Source organism: Microbacterium sp. JC 701 (assembly GCF_021026215.1).
Taxonomy (GTDB): Bacteria; Actinomycetota; Actinomycetes; order Actinomycetales; family Microbacteriaceae; genus Microbacterium; species Microbacterium algihabitans.
Genome location: NZ_JAJNCV010000001.1, coordinates 413603 through 429990, shown reverse-complemented (window position 1 = coordinate 429990; position 16388 = coordinate 413603). Strand labels below are relative to the sequence as shown.

Genomic DNA, 16388 nt, shown 5'->3' with positions numbered 1-16388 from the left:
ATGGATTCCGGAACCATCTGGTCGATCGTCCTGACCAGCCTCACCCTCATCGTCGCCCTCGGCCTGGCGTACCGCCCCGTCGGCGACTACATCGCCCGCATCTACACCGGCGAGCGCGATCTCGCCGTCGAGCGCGGCACCTACCGCCTGATCGGCGTCGACCCCCGCAGCGCCCAGACCTGGCAGGCGTACCTGCGCTCGGTGCTGCTGTTCTCGTTCGTCAGCGTCGTGTTCGTCTACGCGATCATGCGCCTGCAGGCGGTGCTCCCGCTCTCGCTCGGCTTCGACGCTCCCGGCGAGGCGCTGTCGTTCAACACGGCGGTGTCGTTCGTGACGAACACCAACTGGCAGTCGTACTCGGGTGAGGCCACGCTCGGCTACACCGTGCAGTTCGCCGCCCTCACGGTACAGAACTTCGTGTCGGCCGCCGTGGGCATCGCCGTCGCCGTGGCCCTCGTACGCGGCTTCGCGTACCGCCGCAGCGGCGTGATCGGCAACTTCTGGGTCGACCTCGTGCGCGGCACCTACCGTCTGCTGCTGCCCTTCGCGATCATCGCGGCGATCGTGCTGCTCGCCGGTGGCGTCATCCAGAACCTCTCGGGATTCACGGATGCCACCACGGTGGCGGGCGCCGCCCAGTCGATCCCCGGCGGGCCGGTCGCCTCGCAGGAGGCCATCAAGCTGCTCGGCACCAACGGTGGCGGCATCTTCAACACGAACTCCGCGCACCCCTTCGAGAACCCCACGCCGTGGACGAACCTCTTCGAGATCTTCCTCATGCTGGTGATCCCGTTCTCGCTCCCCCGTGCCTTCGGACGGATCGTGAACGACGACCGTCAGGGCTACACGATCCTCGGCGTGATGGGTGCGATCTTCGTGGCATCCGCCGCCCTTCTCACCTGGGCCGAGATGGCCGGCAACGGCACGGCCCCGATGCTCGCGGGTGGCGCGATGGAGGGCAAAGAGGTGCGCTTCGGCATCTTCGGCTCGACCCTCTTCGGCACCACCAGCACGCTGACCTCGACCGGTGCCGTCAACTCGATGCACGACAGCTACACGGCCCTCGGTGGCATGATGCCGATGATCAATATGATGCTCGGCGAGATCGCCCCCGGCGGTGTCGGATCGGGCCTGTACGGCATGCTGATCCTCGCCGTGATCGCGGTCTTCGTCGGTGGGCTGCTGATCGGCCGCACGCCCGAGTACCTGGGCAAGAAGATCGGCCCCAAGGAGATCAAGCTCGCGAGCCTGTACATCCTCGTCACCCCGACCCTCGTGCTCGCCGGGACCGCGTTGAGCTTCGGCATTCCGGCGATCCGCTCCGACGTCGAGGCCACCTCGATCTGGAACCCGGGCATCCACGGACTGAGCGAGGTGCTCTACGCCTTCACCTCGGCCGCCAACAACAACGGGTCGGCCTTCGCGGGCCTCACCGCCAACACCCCGTGGTTCAACACCGCGCTCGGTGTGGCGATGCTGCTCGGCCGGTTCCTGCCGATCGTGTTCGTGCTGGCCCTCGCCGGTTCGCTCGCGGCTCAGGATGCCGTGCCCTCGACCGCCGGCACCCTGCCGACGCACCGCCCGCAGTTCGCCGGCCTTCTGGGCGGCGTGGCCGTGATCGTGACGGCTCTCACCTATTTCCCGGTCCTCACCCTCGGACCCCTCGCTGAAGGACTTGCCCGCTGATGTCCGTTTCCACTCACATGGCCCCTGAGCCTGTCGAAGGGTCCCCGGCCCCCGCAGCCGAACACGCGCCCACCGCCCCGCGCCGCGCATTCGGCACCGCGCAGGTCGTGGCCGCCCTCCCGGGCGCGGCCAAGAAGCTCAATCCCGCCGCGCAGTGGCGCAACCCCGTGATGTTCCTCGTCTGGGTGGGCGCTGCCCTGACGACGCTCATCGCGATCGCCGAGCCCTTCCTCGGCGGGAGCGACGAGAGCCTCCCCTTCGGCTTCACCTGGGGCATCGCCGTCTGGCTGTGGCTCACGGTGTTCTTCGCCAACATCGCCGAGTCGGTGGCCGAGGGCCGCGGCAAGGCGCAGGCGGCGACCCTGCGCAAGACGCGCACGACGACCTCGGCTCGCCGGGTCGTCTCGTACGACGCGAAGGCCGATCCCTCGGCATCCCGTGCCGCCACCGAAGACGTCCCCTCGGGCGACCTCGGCCTCGGCGACATCGTGCTGGTCGAGACCGGAGAGCTCATCCCCGGCGACGGCGACATCGTGTCGGGCATCGCGACGGTGGACGAGTCGGCCATCACGGGCGAGTCCGCCCCGGTCGTGCGCGAGTCGGGTGGCGACCGCAGCGCCGTCACCGGCGGTACGCGCGTGCTCAGCGACCGCATCGTGGTGAAGATCACCTCGAAGCCGGGTGAGACCTTCGTCGATCGCATGATCGCCCTGGTCGAGGGCGCGTCGCGTCAGCGCACGCCCAACGAGATCGCGCTGAACATCCTGCTCGCGAGCCTGTCGATCGTCTTCGTCGTCGTGGTGCTCGTGCTCAACCCGATCGCCTCGTACGCGGCCTCCCCCGTGTCGATCCCCGTGCTCGTGGCGCTGCTGGTCTGCCTGATCCCCACGACCATCGGTGCTCTGCTCAGCGCGATCGGCATCGCCGGCATGGACCGCCTCGTGCAGCGCAACGTGCTGGCCATGTCGGGCCGCGCGGTCGAGGCGGCGGGCGATGTCACCACCCTGCTGCTCGACAAGACCGGCACCATCACCTACGGCAACCGTCGCGCGTCGGCCTTCGTGCCGATGAAGGGCATCGGCAGCCCCGAGCTCGCCGAGTTCGCCTCGCTGTCGTCGCAGGCCGACCCCACGCCCGAGGGCGTCTCGGTGGTCGAGCTGGCCGCCGCCCAGGGCATCGTCGCCGACATGCCCCGCGGTGCGGAGCCCGTTCCCTTCACCGCCCAGACCCGCATGAGCGGCCTCGACCTCGTCGACGGCACGCAGGTGCGCAAGGGTGCGAGCTCGGCCGTGCTCGCGTGGCTCGAGGCCTCGGGCAGCCCGGTCGCCCCGGCGCTGCGCGCGCAGCTGATGAGCGAGACGGATGCCATCGCCCAGTCCGGCGGCACGCCCCTGGTGGTCGCGACCCTGTCGAAGGGTGCGGGCCAGGTGCTCGGCGTCATCCACCTCAAGGACGTCGTCAAGGACGGCCTGCGCGAACGCTTCGGCGAGCTGCGCGCGATGGGGATCCGCACCGTGATGATCACGGGCGACAACCCCCTCACCGCCAAGGCGATCGCCGCAGAGGCGGGCGTCGACGACTTCCTCGCCGAGGCCACGCCCGAAGACAAGCTCGCCCTCATCCAGCGCGAGCAGGAGGGCGGCAACCTCGTCGCGATGACCGGTGACGGCACGAACGACGCCCCCGCCCTGGCGCAGGCCGACGTGGGTGTCGCGATGAACACGGGCACCTCGGCCGCGAAGGAGGCCGGCAACATGGTCGACCTCGATTCCGACCCGACCAAGCTCATCGACATCGTGCGCATCGGAAAGCAGCTGCTCATCACGCGCGGCGCGCTGACCACGTTCTCGCTCGCCAACGACATCGCGAAGTACTTCGCGATCATCCCGGCGATGTTCATGGGCGTGTTCCCGGGCCTCGCGGCGCTGAACATCATGGGCCTGCACTCGCCGGCATCCGCCGTCACGAGCGCGATCATCTTCAACGCGATCGTCATCATCGTGCTCATCCCCCTCGCCCTGCGCGGTGTGAAGTACCGCGCCGCGAGCGCGTCGAGCATCCTCAGCCGCAACCTGCTCGTCTACGGGCTCGGCGGCGTCATCGTCCCCTTCATCGGCATCAAGCTCATCGACCTCGTCGTGAGCCTGCTCCCCGGCTTCTGAAAGGCCCCGTCATGCGCACCACCCTGCGTACCACCGGCGTCGCCGTCCGCGCGATGGCCGTCTTCACCCTGCTCCTCGGCGTGGCCTACATGCTGCTGATCACCGCGGTCGGCCAGGTCGCCCTGCCCTTCCAGGCGAACGGTTCGCTCATCACGGCCGCCGACGGACAGGTCTCGGGCTCGCAGCTGATCGGGCAGTCCTTCACGGATGCCGACGGCAACGCCCTCCCGCAGTACTTCCAGTCCCGCCCCTCGGCCGCGGGCGACGGCTACGACTCGACGGTCTCGAGCGGATCGAACTGGGGGCCCGAGAACGAAGACCTCATCGCCGCGATCGAGGAGCGCAAGGCCGCCTCGGTCGAGCTCGACGGGTCGGGCCAGATCCCCGCCGACGCCCTCACCGCCTCGGCATCCGGACTCGACCCCGACATCTCGGTGGCCAACGCCGAGCGCCAGGTCGCGCGCGTCGCGGAGGCCCGCGGCGTCTCGGCATCCGAGGTCGAATCCCTCGTCAGCGAGCACACGATCTCGCGCGACCTGGGCTACCTCGGCGACCCGCGCGTGAACGTGGTCGAACTCAATCGCGCGCTCGACGCCCTCTGAGAGACGAGAATCAGGGACATGCATCTGTCACCCGCCGCCGTCGCGCCTCTCGCGCGGCGGCGGCGCCGTGCGTCCGAGCGGCGAGCGGTCGCTGAGCGGCGAGCGGTCGCTGGGACGCGAGCGGTCGCTGAGCCTGTCGAAGCGTCCGCGGGGGTCGCGGAACGGCGAGCGGTCGCTGAGCCTGTCGAAGCGTCCGCGGGGGTCGCGGAACGGCGAGCGGTCGCTGAGCCTGTCGAAGCGTCCGCGGGAATCGCGGAACGGCGAGCGGTCGCTGAGCCTGTCGAAGCATCCGCGGGAATCGCGGAACGGCGAGCGGTCGCTGAGCCTGTCGAAGCGTCCGCGGGGGTTGCGGTCCCTTCGACAAGCTCAGGGACCGGGGTTCGCTCAGGGACCTGGGGCAGCTCAAGGACCTCGGCGAGCGCAGGGACCTCGGTCCCGAGGAGCGCCTCGTGAAGCGCGGTCGCCTGCGCGTGCTGCTCGGCATGGCGCCCGGCGTCGGCAAGACGTACGAGATGCTCGAAGAGGGCCGGCGCCTGCGCGACGAGGGCCACGACGTCGTCATCGCGATCGTCGAGACCCACGGTCGCGTCGCCACCGCAGCCCAGGCCGAGGGCCTCGAGGTCATCCCCCGCCGCGCCGTCGCCCACCGCGGGGTCGCCCTCGACGAGATGGATCTGGATGCCGTCCTGGAGCGTCATCCGCGGATCGCCCTCGTCGACGAACTCGCGCACACCAACGTCCCCGGCTCGCGCAACGACAAGCGCTGGATCGACGTCGAAGAGCTTCTCGACGCGGGCATCGACGTCATCACGACGGTCAACGTGCAGCACATCGAATCGCTGAACGACGTGGTCGAGAAGATCACGGGGGTCGTGCAGCGGGAGACGGTTCCGGATGCCGTGGTCCGCTCCGCCGATCAGATCGAGGTCGTCGACCTGGCGCCGCAGTCTCTCCGCGATCGGCTCGCCGCAGGTTCGGTGTATCCCGCCGAACGTATCGACGCCGCCCTGTCGAACTACTTCCGCCTCGGCAACCTGACGGCGCTGCGCGAGCTCGCCCTGCTGTGGCTCGCCGACGAGGTCGACTCGGCCCTGCAGCGCTATCGCACCGAGCACGGCATCGAGGGCTCGTGGCAGGCGCGCGAGCGCGTGGTCGTGGCGCTCACCGGCGGCCCCGAGGGCGAGACGCTCATCCGCCGCGGAGCCCGGATCGCTGCCCGCTCGGCCGGCGGCGAGCTGCTCGCCGTGCACGTGTCGAGTCAGGACGGCCTGCGCATCAGCGCTCCGGCCACGCTCGCCGAGCAGCGCGCCCTCGTCGAATCGCTCGGCGGCTCGTATCACCAGGTGGTCGGCGATGACCCGGCGACCGCTCTCGTCGACTTCGCCCGCTCGGTCAACGCCTCGCAGCTCGTCATCGGCGTGAGCCGCCGCGGTCGACTCGCCACCGCCCTCACCGGTCCCGGCATCGGTGCCACCGTCATCCGCCTGTCGGGCGACATCGACGTGCACATCGTCAGCCACGCGCGCGCGGGCGGCCGGTTCGCCCTCCCCCGCCTCGCCGGCCCGGCGCTGAGCGTCAAACGTCGCATCCTCGGCTTCGTCGCGGCCCTCGTGGGCGGACCGGTGGTCTCGCTCCTGCTGCTGTCCACCGGCTCCGACGACTCCATCACCACCGACGTGCTGGCCTACCAGTTGCTCGTCGTGATCGTCGCCCTCATCGGCGGCATCTGGCCCGCGGTGTTCGCCGCCGTGCTGTCGGGGGTGACGCTCGACTTCCTCTTCATCCAACCGCTGTACACGGTCACGATCAGCAACCCCGTGCACGCGATCGCGCTCGTGCTCTACGTCGTCATCGCGATGCTCGTCAGCATCGTCGTCGACCAGGCGGCCCGCCGCGACCGCACCGCGCGCCGCGCGGGCGCCGAGGCCGAGATGATCGCCACGGTCGCCGGCAGCGTGCTGCGCGGCGAGAGCGCCGTGCCCGCGCTGGTGAGCCGTGCCCGCGAGGCGTTCGGCCTGGCCGGGGTACGGCTGATCGCGGCCGACGGGTCGGTGCTCGCCACCGACGGTGAGCCCGTGCGCGACGATCGCCGGGTCTCCCTCCCCGTCGGCGACGGCCGCGCGACGCTCGAGCTGCACGGCGGCGACCTCGACGCCTCGGAGCGCCGCCTGCTCGACGTCGTCGTGGCGCAGCTCGCGGCCGCCCTTGAGCGCACCGACCTGGCCGAGACCGCGGCCGAAGTCGGCGCTCTCGCCGAAACCGATCAGGTGCGCAGTGCTCTGCTGTCGGCCGTCAGCCACGACCTGCGTCGTCCCCTCGCCGCGGCCGTCGCCTCTCTCGGCGGCCTGCGCGCCGCCGGCGATCACCTCTCCGAGGACGACCGCCGCGAACTGCTCGAGACCGCCGACGAGAGTCTCGCGACCCTCTCGGTGCTCGTGACCGACCTGCTCGACGTGAGCCGGGTGCAGGCGGGGGTGCTCGCGGTCTCGCTCACGCCGACGGATGCCGCGGGAGTCGTGCTCATGGCCCTCGACGAGCTCGACCTGGGTCCCGATGACGTCGAGCTCGCCCTCGACCCCGACCTGCCGATGCTGAGCGCCGACCCGGTGCTGCTGCAGCGCGTGCTCGTCAACGTCCTGACCAACGCCCAGCGCTACACGCCCGACGGCGAGCGCGTGCGCATCGCCACGAGCCGACTCGGCGGTACGGCCGAGATCCGCGTGATTGACCACGGGCCGGGCATCGCCGCCGAGCGCCGTGAAGACATGTTCTCGCCGTTCCAGCGCCTCGGCGACACCGACAACACCGCCGGCCTCGGCCTCGGCCTCGCGCTCTCACGCGGTTTCGCCGAGGGCATGGGCGGCACTCTCACCCCCGAAGACACCCCCGGCGGCGGGCTCACCATGGTCGTGGCGCTCCCCGTCGCGGGCGCGGAGGCCATGGCATCCGGAACCTCCAGGAGGACGCCGTGAAGGTACTCATCGCCGACGACGACCCGCAGCTGGTCCGCGCTCTGCGCATCACGCTCGCCGCGCACGGCTACGACGTGGTGGCCGCGGCCGACGGCGCCGCCGCCATCACCCTCGCCGCTCAAGCGCACCCCGACATCGTGCTGCTCGATCTCGGCATGCCGCACCTCGACGGCGTGCAGGTGATCGAGGCCCTGCGCGGGTGGACGACCGCCCCGATCATCGTCGTCTCGGGCCGTACGGGTTCGGCCGACAAGGTCGAGGCGCTCGATGCCGGCGCCGACGACTTCGTGACGAAGCCGTTCCAGATCGACGAGCTGCTCGCGCGCCTGCGCGTGCACGCCCGGCGGTCGGTTCCCTCGGCCGGAGACGCCGTCGTGCGCTTCGGCGACGTCGAGGTCGACCTGGCCGCCAAGGCCGTGCTGCGCGGCAGCACCCGCGTGCACCTCACGCCCACCGAGTGGCGGATGCTGGAGTTCCTCGCCCGCAACCCCGGCTCGCTCGTCACGCGTCAGACGCTGCTGAAGGAGATCTGGGCCAGTGAGCAGGTGGCCGACTCCGGCTACCTGCGGCTGTACATGTCGCAGCTGCGCAAGAAGCTCGAGGCCGACCCCTCGACCCCCGTGCACCTGCTGACGGAGCAGGGGATGGGCTACCGACTGGTCGTGTGACCGGCGCTCACTTCCGTGTGCGGCGGGTGCGGGCGATCCACATCGCCTGCCCGATCGTGATGGCCGCCCCGCCGATGGAGAAGACGACGCCCGTCATCACCGCCCCGGCGGCGAACGCCAGCGACGCACCGATCACGATCAAGACGAGCCCCAGCGCGAATCCGCCCCACCGCTTGGCCCTGCGATTCGCGTCGGTCATGGTCTCATCATGTCGGCTCGCGACTCTCGGGGGCGCGGGCTGACCTCTTCGGCTCCGGTGTCAGAGATCGAGGGCGGCTCCCAGTGCCGACAGTCCCTCGCCGACCCGCAACTGCGCATCACCGATATGCACACCGACCGAGGCACCTACGAAATCGGCGCGCTTCCCAGCCACCTCGCCGAGGTGCGCGACCGACTCACGAGATCGTCAACGTCGCCGTCGCGGTGAGGTTCTGATCGCTGTCGCGGTACGCCGCCGTGATGGTCGATGATCCGGATGCCGCCGGCGCGGTGATCTGCGTCGTCCAGACGCCGTAGTAGCTCGTGGTTCCCGAGCTCGCCGCCAGCGTCGCCCCGCCCGACGCCGAGGCCGAGACCGACTGGCCCGCCCAGTTCTTCCCGGCGTTGTCGGTGACCTTGACCGTCACCGTCGCCTTGCCGCCCGGGGCCACGCTGGTCGGCGAGACCGACACCGACAGCACCCGGCGGGCGAAGGTCACGGTCGTCGAGGCGGTGGCCGTGCCGCCGCTGCCGGTCGCTGTCGCCGTGGCGGTCGCCGTGGCGTCGGCGTGGCCGGTCGCGATGGCCTGCGTGCGGAAGACGCCGTTCGCGTCCGTCGTGCCGCTGCGCGCAGCGAACTGCCATGCCCCGCTCGTGCCGCTCAGCGTCACCGACTGCCCCGCCAGCGGCTGACCGGACGCGTCCTTGCGCACGATGGTGACGTTCACGGCTTCGCCGGAGCGCACGAGGGTCGAGCTGAACGTCAGGGTGACCGACCCCGGGTCCGACCCCGCATGCGCGGGTGAGGTCACGGCCAGCACCACCGCGGGAACGGTGAGGGCGGCAGCGCCGACGACGGCCCGGCGCGAGGGGATGCGGTGCTCGTGGGTGAGGTTCTCGGACATATCGGCGCGCCCTTTCGCTCGGTGAGCGGCGAGTGGAGCGCCGCACGCTCGGCACGGTCCCCGTCATCGTCACCCCTGCCACGCGCGACGATACGACGGACCTCGTCCGATTAGGCCGACGACGCCGGCTTCTTCACCCTCAGCGCATGTCGACGAGCGCGTCGTCGCCCGTCTCGTCGTCGACCTCCGCCGCCAGGAATTCCGCCTGCACCCGGGCGCAGCGCGACGCGAGGACGATCGAGTGCAGCAGCATCAGCGCAGTTCCCCGACCGTGTGGCATCCGGGACACGGGAAGGCGATGCGGTCGCCCACGCGCACGTCGCCGGGCAGCACGACGGTTCCGCACGACTCCTCCCCGTGGGCGTCGACGACGGCGAAGGGTTCGTCGTAGGCGTGCGAGACGCGTCCGATGAGCCGCGCCTCACGCCAGACCGCCTCGAGTCCCGCGACGCAGGCGTCGAGGCGCAGGCTGTCGGGCGCGGCATCCGTCACCGTTGCCACCACGACGGTCGTCGACAGGACGGCGGATGCCACCCCACCCGAGGCCGGGATCACCGCGGGCCCCGTGCAGACGCAGGGCGTGCCGCAGATGTCGGCGTATCGACCGACCGACATCGCGCGCACCGTGACGTCGTCGAGCGTGGGCGCGGAGCCGGCGGGCCACGCCGCCGCGTCGAAGGGCGCCGGGATGCTGGCGCGAAGGGTGGGGAGCAGGGCCGTGAGGGTCATGGCATCCGGTCTACGCCGCGTCGGGCGGCGGATCCGCGGCCCTCACGATTCGCGAACGGCCGCGGACGCTTTCCTCACTCTTCACTCGCGGGGAGGATGCGCCGGGGGGGTCGTGCGCCGAGACGGCATCTCGCTGACATCTCCGGTGCAGGGTGACCCCGGGTTGTCAGCGAGATGCCGTCTCGCGGCTCCGCGGCGTGGCGGTCGGGGCGACCGCGAGATTGCGCGCCCGGCACCGCGCCGTGCTCACGACACGTCGCCCGCGATCTCGCGCAAGGTCGCGAGGTGGCTCCGCCAGGCGGCGCGACCCTGGGTGGTGAGGGTGAGCGAGGTGCGCGGCATCTTGCCCGCGAAGGACTTGCCGACCGACAGGTATCCGGCCGCCTCGAGGCTCGACACCTGCTTGCTGAGGGCGGAGTCGGTCACCTCGATCGCATCGCGCACCTCTTTGAAGCTCAGCGTGCCCGCGCGGTCGAGGGCCGCGACGATCGAGAAGCGCACGGGGTTCTGCAGCAGCTCGTCGAGACGATGCCGCGGGTGCGAGGCGGCCATGGTCACGACCGGGCCTCGCGGGCCGCGCACACGAACGACACGAGAAGCACGAGGCCCGAGGCGAGTCCGGCGAGCAGTACGTTGCCGTGCGCCCAGATCACGACCGAGAGCGCGATCGCGTACGAGACGAACCAGCTGGCGATGTAGGTCGTCCAGCGGCGGCCGCGGGCGAAGGCGGAACGGCCCTGGATGCTGATGACGAAGAAGATGATGAGCGCGAACATCACCGCGAGCAGGCTGACGTAGGCGAGACCGAAGGCGTCGCCGGTGGCGAGGGCCATCGCGAAGGTGCCCATCGAGGTCGCCACGCCCAACGCGACGATGAAGGTGATGTACGGCCACCGCGTGGCGTTGTGCGCCGAGTGGCTCAGGCGGTCGGCGTGGTCGAGCAGTGCTCGCGCCTCGGTCGGAGTGACGGTGGGCGTGTGGTCCATGGCGGATCCTTTCGACTCCTCCACCATGGCATGTACTTTCCGCATTGGCAAGTACTTCCCCCGCAACAGGTTGCTATCGCAGGACCGCGGGCACCTCGGCCCACACCGCCCGATCTGCGACCGACGGCGCCATCGGAATCCGGCCTTCGCCGTCGGGCTCGGGGATCGCGGCCAGAAGAGCTCGGGTGTACGGATGCCGCGGAGCCGCCCATACCTCCGCCGTCGGCCCCGACTCCAGCACTCGGCCGCCGAACATCACGTGGGTCCGGTCGGCGATGCGCCGCACCACGGCGAGGTCGTGCGAGATGAACAGCATGCCCGCGCCGGCCTCGGCGACCAGATCGCGCATCAGCGCCGCCACGCTCGTCTGCGTCGAGGCGTCGAGGGCCGAGATCGGCTCATCGGCGACGAGCAGCGAGGGGCGCGCGGCGAGTGCTCGCGCGATCGCGAGGCGCTGCTTCTGCCCGCCCGAGAACTGGTGTGCGAACCGCGTGGCGACGGCGGGCGGCAGGCCCACCCGTTCGAGCCACTCGCCCACCGTCGACCCGGCGGCCCCGCGGGCGCGGGCGGTCGCGATGCCGTCGGCGATCTGGTCGCCCACGCGCCGGCGCGGATTGAGCGAGGTCGAGGGGTCTTGGAAGACCATCTGAATGCTCGTCAGCGCCTTCGAGCGCCGACGCAGACCCAGCGGTGCCACCGGCGAGCCCTGGAAGAGAACGGTTCCGCCGGCGGTCTTCTCGATCCCCACGACAGCGCGGGCGAAGCTCGACTTGCCGCTGCCCGACTCCCCCACCAGCGCCACGGTCTCGCCGGGCGCGACGCGCAGCGACACCTCGTCGACCGCGATCACCGGCGGTGTGCCGGGGTAGCGCACGGTGACTCCCTGCGCGTCGAGGACGGCGGCCTCACTCATCGATCTCGCCCTTCGTCACGGCATCCGCCCACTCGGCGTCGGGAGCCTCGATCTTCGACCCCGGCAGAGCTGCCAGCAGAGCACGCGTGTACTCGTGCTGCGGGTCGCGGAAGAGGGTCTCGCGATCGGCGCGCTCGACGATGAGACCGTCCTTCATGACGGCCACCTCGTCGGCGATCGCGCTCATCACACCCAGGTCGTGGGTCACCAGCAGCACGGCGAGGCGTCGCTCGGTCGCGAGGTCGCGCAGCAGCTGCAGGATGCCGGCCTGCACCGTCACGTCGAGGGCGGTGGTCGGCTCATCGGCGAGCAGCACCTCGGGGTCGCAGGCGAGGGCGCAGGCGATCGCGATGCGCTGACGCTGGCCGCCCGAGAACTGGTGGGGGTAGCGGCCCAGCGCCTCGGCCGCACGCGGCACCTGCACGATCTCGAGCAGTTCCTCGGCCCGCGCGCGCGCAGCTTTGCCCTTCAGGCCCAGGTGCACCCGCAGGTGGTCGGTGAGCTGACGACCCACCGGCAGCTGTGGATGCAGCGACGCCGAGGGGTCTTGGAAGATCATCGCGATGCGCTTGCCCCGGATGCGGTTGAGCGCGCGACGGCCGAGCCCGAGGATCTCCTCGCCGGCGAGGAGGATCGAACCACCCGTCCGCGCCTGGCGGGGAAGCAGTCCGAGCACGGCGAGCGAGGTCAGGGTCTTGCCCGAACCCGACTCTCCGGCCAGGCCGTGGATACGGCCCGGCTTGAGTTCGAAAGAGACGCCGCGAACGAGCGGGCGACCGATGTCGATCGTCAGATCGCGGATCGAGAGGGTGCTCATGCGGGCACCCCCGCCGAGGCCTGGTGATCGGCCTGCCGCTCATGCGTGATCTCGGCCGTGGGGTCGAGCACGTCGCGCATCGCATCGCCGAGGAAGTTGAACGCGAGCACGACAGTGAGGATCGCCAGTCCGGGGAACACCCCGAGCCACCACGCGTCGAAGTTCTGCATCGCGCCCGAGATCATCGAGCCCCACTCCGCCGTCGGCGGCTGTGCGCCCAGGCCCAGGAACGACAGGCCCGAGAGCAGCAGGATCGCCGCGCCGATGTCGAGGGTCGCGAGAACGAGCACGGGGCCGGCGATGTTGGGGAGGATGTCGATGGCCAGCGTGCGCAGCGGCGAGTGGCCGAGCAGTCGACCGGCGATGACGTAGTTCTGTCCGCGCAGACCCAGCACGATGCTGCGGGTGACGCGGGAGTACTGCGGCCACGACACCACGATCGCGGCGATGACGGCGTTGAACAGCGACGGTCCGAGCGAGGCGGCGACCACCATCGCCAGGATCACGGTCGGGAAGGCCATGAACAGGTCGGTGACGCGCATGAGCGTCTCATCGATCCACCCGCCGAAGTACCCGGCGACGGCGCCGATCACCGTTCCGATGATCAGGGCGGCGAGCACCAGCATGAGCGCGAGCGGGAGGCTGACGGTGGCGCCCGTCATCAGGCGCGAGAAGATGTCGCGCCCGTTGCCGTCGGTGCCGAGCAGCGTGTCGATGCCCGGCTCCTGCAGGCGCGGGAGCACCTGGTCGTTGGGGCCGAAGGGCACCCACCACTGGGCGGTGAAGGCGACGATCACCCAGGCGCCGGCGATGACGGTGCCGATGATGCCGAGGGGCGTGCGCCAGGCACGGGGCCAACGGAAACGGAAGCGCCCGCGCTTCGACGCGGCGGCGAGGTGGCTCATGCGATCCTCACTCGGGGGTCGAGCACGCCGTACAGCAGGTCGACGATGAAGTTGATGAGCAGGTAGATGACTCCGACGACGAGACCGACGCCCATGATGCCGGGCAGGTCGAGGTTCGCGGCCGAGTTGTAGGCGTAGGTGCCGAGTCCCGGCCACGCGAACACCGATTCGACGAGCACGGTCCCCGACAGCAGCGCCCCGAACGCGACGCCCACGACGGTGAGGATGGGCAGCGACGCACCGCGAAGCACGTAGTCGACGATGATGCGCATCGCCGGCAGACCCTTGGCGCGGGCGGCGCGCACGTAGTCGCTCCCGAGCACCTCGAGCACCGAGGTGCGGATGAAGCGGGTGAGCAGTCCGATCGTGACCAGCGAGAGCACCATCACCGGCAAGGCGAGGTGAGCGAGGGCATCGATGAACCCCACCCCATCGCCGTTGAGCAGGTAGTCGACCGTGTAGAGACCGGTCACGCGCGGAGGCGGAGTGATGGCGGGCGAGATGCGGCCCGACCCCGGCGCGATGCGCAGCTCGAGGAAGAAGACGTAGAAGCTCACCAGAGCCAGCCAGAACGTCGGCACGCTCAGCCCGACCAGGGTGACCACACGGATCACCTGGTCGGAGACGAGCCCGCGGCGGTAGGCGGCGAGGGTTCCCAGCACGATGCTCACCACCATGCTGAGGATGATCGCCCCGATGGCGATCTCGATGGTCGCCGGGACCGCCGTGGCGAGATCGCTGGTGACCGGGCGACCGGTCACCAGCGAGGTGCCGAGGTCTCCGCGCAGCAGATTGCCCATGTAGATGAAGTACTGGACGAACGGCGGCTGGTCGAGTCCTTGGGCCTCGATGAACGCCTCGCGGGTCGCGGGGTTCTGCGAAGCTCCCTCACCCAGCGCCGCCGACACGGGATCACCCGGCACCAGGTTGGTGAGCGCGAACGTGACGACGGTCACGCCCACCAACAGGATGAGGGAGGTTCCCGCGCGACGCAGGAGGTAGCCGGCCAGGGGCGATCGGCGTCGCCGCGTCCCGCTGCGCACGGGCACTGTCGTCATGAGGGAACCGCTCAGCCGGCCGGCGTGATCTCGGCGATGTCCATCTCCCAGACCGAGTTGTACACGGCACCCGTGACGGCGTTCGCCGAGGCGATGTTGCGGCCGGGGATGATGAGCGGCACGAACGGGCCCTCGGTCTGCATGGCTTCGGCGAAGTCGGTGAAGGCGGCCGTGCGAGCGGTCGGGTCGGTGGCCGATGCGGCATCCGCGGCGATCTTCGCGATCGTCGGGTTCGCCTCAGCGGTCCAGCCCGAACGCAGACCCACCTTCAGGCCGGGGCCGAAGGGCAGGAAGTTGGCGGAGTCGGCGTAGTCGGGACCCCAGAACCACAGGCCGAAGCCCTCGGTGCCGCCGACGTAGGCGTCGAGCTCGGTGGCGAAGGGCGCGGGGGCGAGCTCGACCGCGATGCCGGCGTCCTTGAGCTGCGACTGCACGCGCTCGGCGAGAGGGGTGAACTCCACGCCGCCGACCGGGTAGTCGTTCGGGAACTGCAGGCGCAGGGTCTGGCCGGTGTAGCCGGCCTCGGCGAGCGCCGCCTTGCTCTTGGCGAGGTCCTGGCTGACGCCCGACTCGAGCGCTCCCTCGAATCCGAGCGGGATGACGCCCGTGGCCTGCTTGGCGCCGGCACCGGCGAGCTCGAGCAGCTTGTCGTAGTCGAGGGCGTAGCGGATCGCCTCGGCGAGCTTGACGTTTGCGAGGTCGCCGGCCACGGCGGGCGACTGGTTCAGCAGGAGGAAGATCGTCTGACCCGAGGGGACCGAGTCGACCGTCAGACCGTCGCCGAGGCCCGAGACCTGGTCGCCGTTGAGGTCCATCGCGACCATCGAGTCGCCGCCCTTGAGGTTGGCCAGCTGCGTGGCACTCTCGGTGACGTTGCGCACCACGACCCGCGAGAAGTCCGACTTCTCGTCGCCGTTGTAGGCGTCGTTGCGGGTGAGCACGACCTGCGACGACAGGTCGAGGGTGTCGAGCACGAACGGGCCGGAACCGGCGGACGCGCCGTCGAGGTACTTCTGCGCCGAGTCGGAGCCGTCGGTGTTGCCGCCGTTCTCTTTCACCACGTCGGAGTTGACGATGCCGAGCGCGGGGTTCGCGAGGATCGCGGGCAACTGCAGCAGCGGGGTCGCGGACGTGAACGAGATCGTCTTGTCGTCGACCTCGGCGATGGTGATGCCGCCGAGCAGGAAGTTCGGCTTCGCCTCGGCCATGCCCTGGATGCGCTGGAGGCTGAACACGACGTCCTTCGCCTCGATGGGCGAACCGTCCGAGAAGACGCGGTCGCCCTCGAGCGTGAAGGTGAACTCCGTCGCCGCGTCGTTCTGCGTCCAGGACGCGAGGCCGGGCTGGGGGGTCGACACGTCGGAGCCGTCGAAATCGACGAGGGTCTCGTACATCGCCTTGGCGATCATGTTGCCGGTGGGGTCGTAGGTGTGGCCCGGGTCGGTCGTCTCGATGGAGAACGCGGTGTCGATGACGAGCGACTGTGCGCTGTCCGACGAGTTGCCGTTGTTCGCCGAGTTGCCTCCGGTGCAGCCGGCGAGCGCGAGGAGCGCCACCGCTCCGATCGCGAGAACCGACGTGGTGCGACGTGACGACATAGAGGCCTCCGGAGCCGAGGAGTACATTCGGGAACGGCCGCCACCTCAGTGGACGGCCGGGTTTAGATTCGCACCTTATGCGACGATGTGTCCAGCGATGTTACCTAGCAGCGTCGGTCCGTCCAGCCAATGAACCACTGGGAGCAGAATGTCCAGCAACGTCGCGGAACCTACGAGGGATTCTGGACG

Annotated in this window: 15 protein-coding genes; 5 read left to right on the top strand and 10 right to left on the bottom strand. The window is 70.3% G+C overall.

Annotation, left to right across the window (positions count from 1 at the left end):
- From kdpA to LPW41_RS02095, 5 genes are all read left to right on the top strand, one after another.
- Positions 1 to 1686, top strand: a complete 1686-nt coding sequence (gene kdpA, locus LPW41_RS02115; RefSeq protein ID WP_230703985.1) for a potassium-transporting ATPase subunit KdpA — start codon at positions 1 to 3, stop codon at positions 1684 to 1686.
- The gene (gene kdpB, locus LPW41_RS02110; RefSeq protein ID WP_230703984.1) at positions 1686 to 3848 is read left to right on the top strand and encodes a potassium-transporting ATPase subunit KdpB; all 2163 of its coding nucleotides are present in this window, start codon (positions 1686 to 1688) and stop codon (positions 3846 to 3848) included. Before kdpA ends, kdpB begins: the two co-directional genes overlap by 1 nt.
- A gap of 11 nt (positions 3849 to 3859) precedes the next feature.
- Positions 3860 to 4450, top strand: coding sequence for a K(+)-transporting ATPase subunit C (gene kdpC, locus LPW41_RS02105; protein WP_154096941.1), 591 nt, complete (start codon positions 3860 to 3862; stop codon positions 4448 to 4450).
- Positions 4451 to 4899: 449 nt separating this feature from the next.
- Entirely contained in the window at positions 4900 to 7422 is a 2523-nt protein-coding gene (locus LPW41_RS02100; protein WP_230703983.1) for an ATP-binding protein, read from the top strand.
- Positions 7419 to 8090, top strand: a complete 672-nt coding sequence (locus LPW41_RS02095; RefSeq protein WP_144830614.1) for a response regulator — start codon at positions 7419 to 7421, stop codon at positions 8088 to 8090. Before LPW41_RS02100 ends, LPW41_RS02095 begins: the two co-directional genes overlap by 4 nt.
- Before the next feature lie 7 nt (positions 8091 to 8097).
- On the opposite strand, the gene LPW41_RS02090 is transcribed toward LPW41_RS02095, so the two are convergent.
- From LPW41_RS02090 to LPW41_RS02045, 10 genes are all read right to left on the bottom strand, one after another.
- Positions 8098 to 8289, bottom strand: coding sequence for a hypothetical protein (locus LPW41_RS02090; protein ID WP_144830616.1), 192 nt, complete (start codon positions 8287 to 8289; stop codon positions 8098 to 8100).
- 196 nt (positions 8290 to 8485) lie between these two features.
- Entirely contained in the window at positions 8486 to 9193 is a 708-nt protein-coding gene (locus LPW41_RS02085) for an Ig-like domain-containing protein (protein WP_154096942.1), read from the bottom strand.
- A 252-nt stretch (positions 9194 to 9445) separates the two neighbouring features.
- Complete coding sequence (locus LPW41_RS02080; protein ID WP_144830622.1) at positions 9446 to 9922, bottom strand: hypothetical protein; 477 nt, start codon at positions 9920 to 9922, stop codon at positions 9446 to 9448.
- Between the two features lie 246 nt (positions 9923 to 10168).
- Positions 10169 to 10474: a transcriptional regulator gene (locus LPW41_RS02075; protein WP_186325471.1), complete on the bottom strand. Its 306-nt coding sequence runs from the start codon at positions 10472 to 10474 to the stop codon at positions 10169 to 10171.
- A 2-nt stretch (positions 10475 to 10476) separates the two neighbouring features.
- On the bottom strand, positions 10477 to 10908 hold the full coding sequence (locus tag LPW41_RS02070) for a chemotaxis protein CheY (protein WP_144830628.1): 432 nt from the start codon (positions 10906 to 10908) through the stop codon (positions 10477 to 10479).
- Positions 10909 to 10981: 73 nt separating this feature from the next.
- Positions 10982 to 11821 carry an ABC transporter ATP-binding protein gene (locus tag LPW41_RS02065; protein ID WP_230703982.1) on the bottom strand — a complete coding sequence of 280 codons (840 nt, stop codon included), beginning with the start codon at positions 11819 to 11821 and terminating at the stop codon, positions 10982 to 10984.
- The gene (locus tag LPW41_RS02060) at positions 11814 to 12638 is read right to left on the bottom strand and encodes an ABC transporter ATP-binding protein (protein WP_230703981.1); all 825 of its coding nucleotides are present in this window, start codon (positions 12636 to 12638) and stop codon (positions 11814 to 11816) included. The genes LPW41_RS02065 and LPW41_RS02060 overlap by 8 nt, the downstream gene beginning before the upstream one ends.
- Positions 12635 to 13543, bottom strand: a complete 909-nt coding sequence (locus LPW41_RS02055) for an ABC transporter permease (RefSeq protein ID WP_154096946.1) — start codon at positions 13541 to 13543, stop codon at positions 12635 to 12637. Before LPW41_RS02055 ends, LPW41_RS02060 begins: the two co-directional genes overlap by 4 nt.
- Positions 13540 to 14601, bottom strand: a complete 1062-nt coding sequence (locus LPW41_RS02050) for an ABC transporter permease (protein ID WP_230703980.1) — start codon at positions 14599 to 14601, stop codon at positions 13540 to 13542. The genes LPW41_RS02055 and LPW41_RS02050 overlap by 4 nt, the downstream gene beginning before the upstream one ends.
- 11 nt (positions 14602 to 14612) lie before the next feature.
- Entirely contained in the window at positions 14613 to 16199 is a 1587-nt protein-coding gene (locus tag LPW41_RS02045; RefSeq protein WP_144830643.1) for an ABC transporter substrate-binding protein, read from the bottom strand.
- Between the last annotated feature and the right edge of the window lie 189 nt (positions 16200 to 16388).

Excerpts from the sequence above, each read along its gene's own strand:
- LPW41_RS02065 (WP_230703982.1), bottom strand. The coding sequence starts at position 11,821 with ATGAGTGAGGCCGCCGTCCTCGACGCGCAGGGAGTCACCGTGCGCTAC.
- kdpA (WP_230703985.1), top strand. The coding sequence starts at position 1 with ATGGATTCCGGAACCATCTGGTCGATCGTCCTGACCAGCCTCACCCTC.
- LPW41_RS02070 (WP_144830628.1), bottom strand. The coding sequence starts at position 10,908 with ATGGACCACACGCCCACCGTCACTCCGACCGAGGCGCGAGCACTGCTC.
- kdpC (WP_154096941.1), top strand. The coding sequence starts at position 3,860 with ATGCGCACCACCCTGCGTACCACCGGCGTCGCCGTCCGCGCGATGGCC.
- LPW41_RS02055 (WP_154096946.1), bottom strand. The coding sequence starts at position 13,543 with ATGAGCCACCTCGCCGCCGCGTCGAAGCGCGGGCGCTTCCGTTTCCGT.
- LPW41_RS02060 (WP_230703981.1), bottom strand. The coding sequence starts at position 12,638 with ATGAGCACCCTCTCGATCCGCGATCTGACGATCGACATCGGTCGCCCG.
- LPW41_RS02080 (WP_144830622.1), bottom strand. The coding sequence starts at position 9,922 with ATGACCCTCACGGCCCTGCTCCCCACCCTTCGCGCCAGCATCCCGGCG.
- LPW41_RS02050 (WP_230703980.1), bottom strand. The coding sequence starts at position 14,601 with ATGACGACAGTGCCCGTGCGCAGCGGGACGCGGCGACGCCGATCGCCC.
- kdpB (WP_230703984.1), top strand. The coding sequence starts at position 1,686 with ATGTCCGTTTCCACTCACATGGCCCCTGAGCCTGTCGAAGGGTCCCCG.
- LPW41_RS02090 (WP_144830616.1), bottom strand. The coding sequence starts at position 8,289 with ATGACCGACGCGAATCGCAGGGCCAAGCGGTGGGGCGGATTCGCGCTG.
- LPW41_RS02085 (WP_154096942.1), bottom strand. The coding sequence starts at position 9,193 with ATGTCCGAGAACCTCACCCACGAGCACCGCATCCCCTCGCGCCGGGCC.
- LPW41_RS02075 (WP_186325471.1), bottom strand. The coding sequence starts at position 10,474 with ATGGCCGCCTCGCACCCGCGGCATCGTCTCGACGAGCTGCTGCAGAAC.
- LPW41_RS02045 (WP_144830643.1), bottom strand. The coding sequence starts at position 16,199 with ATGTCGTCACGTCGCACCACGTCGGTTCTCGCGATCGGAGCGGTGGCG.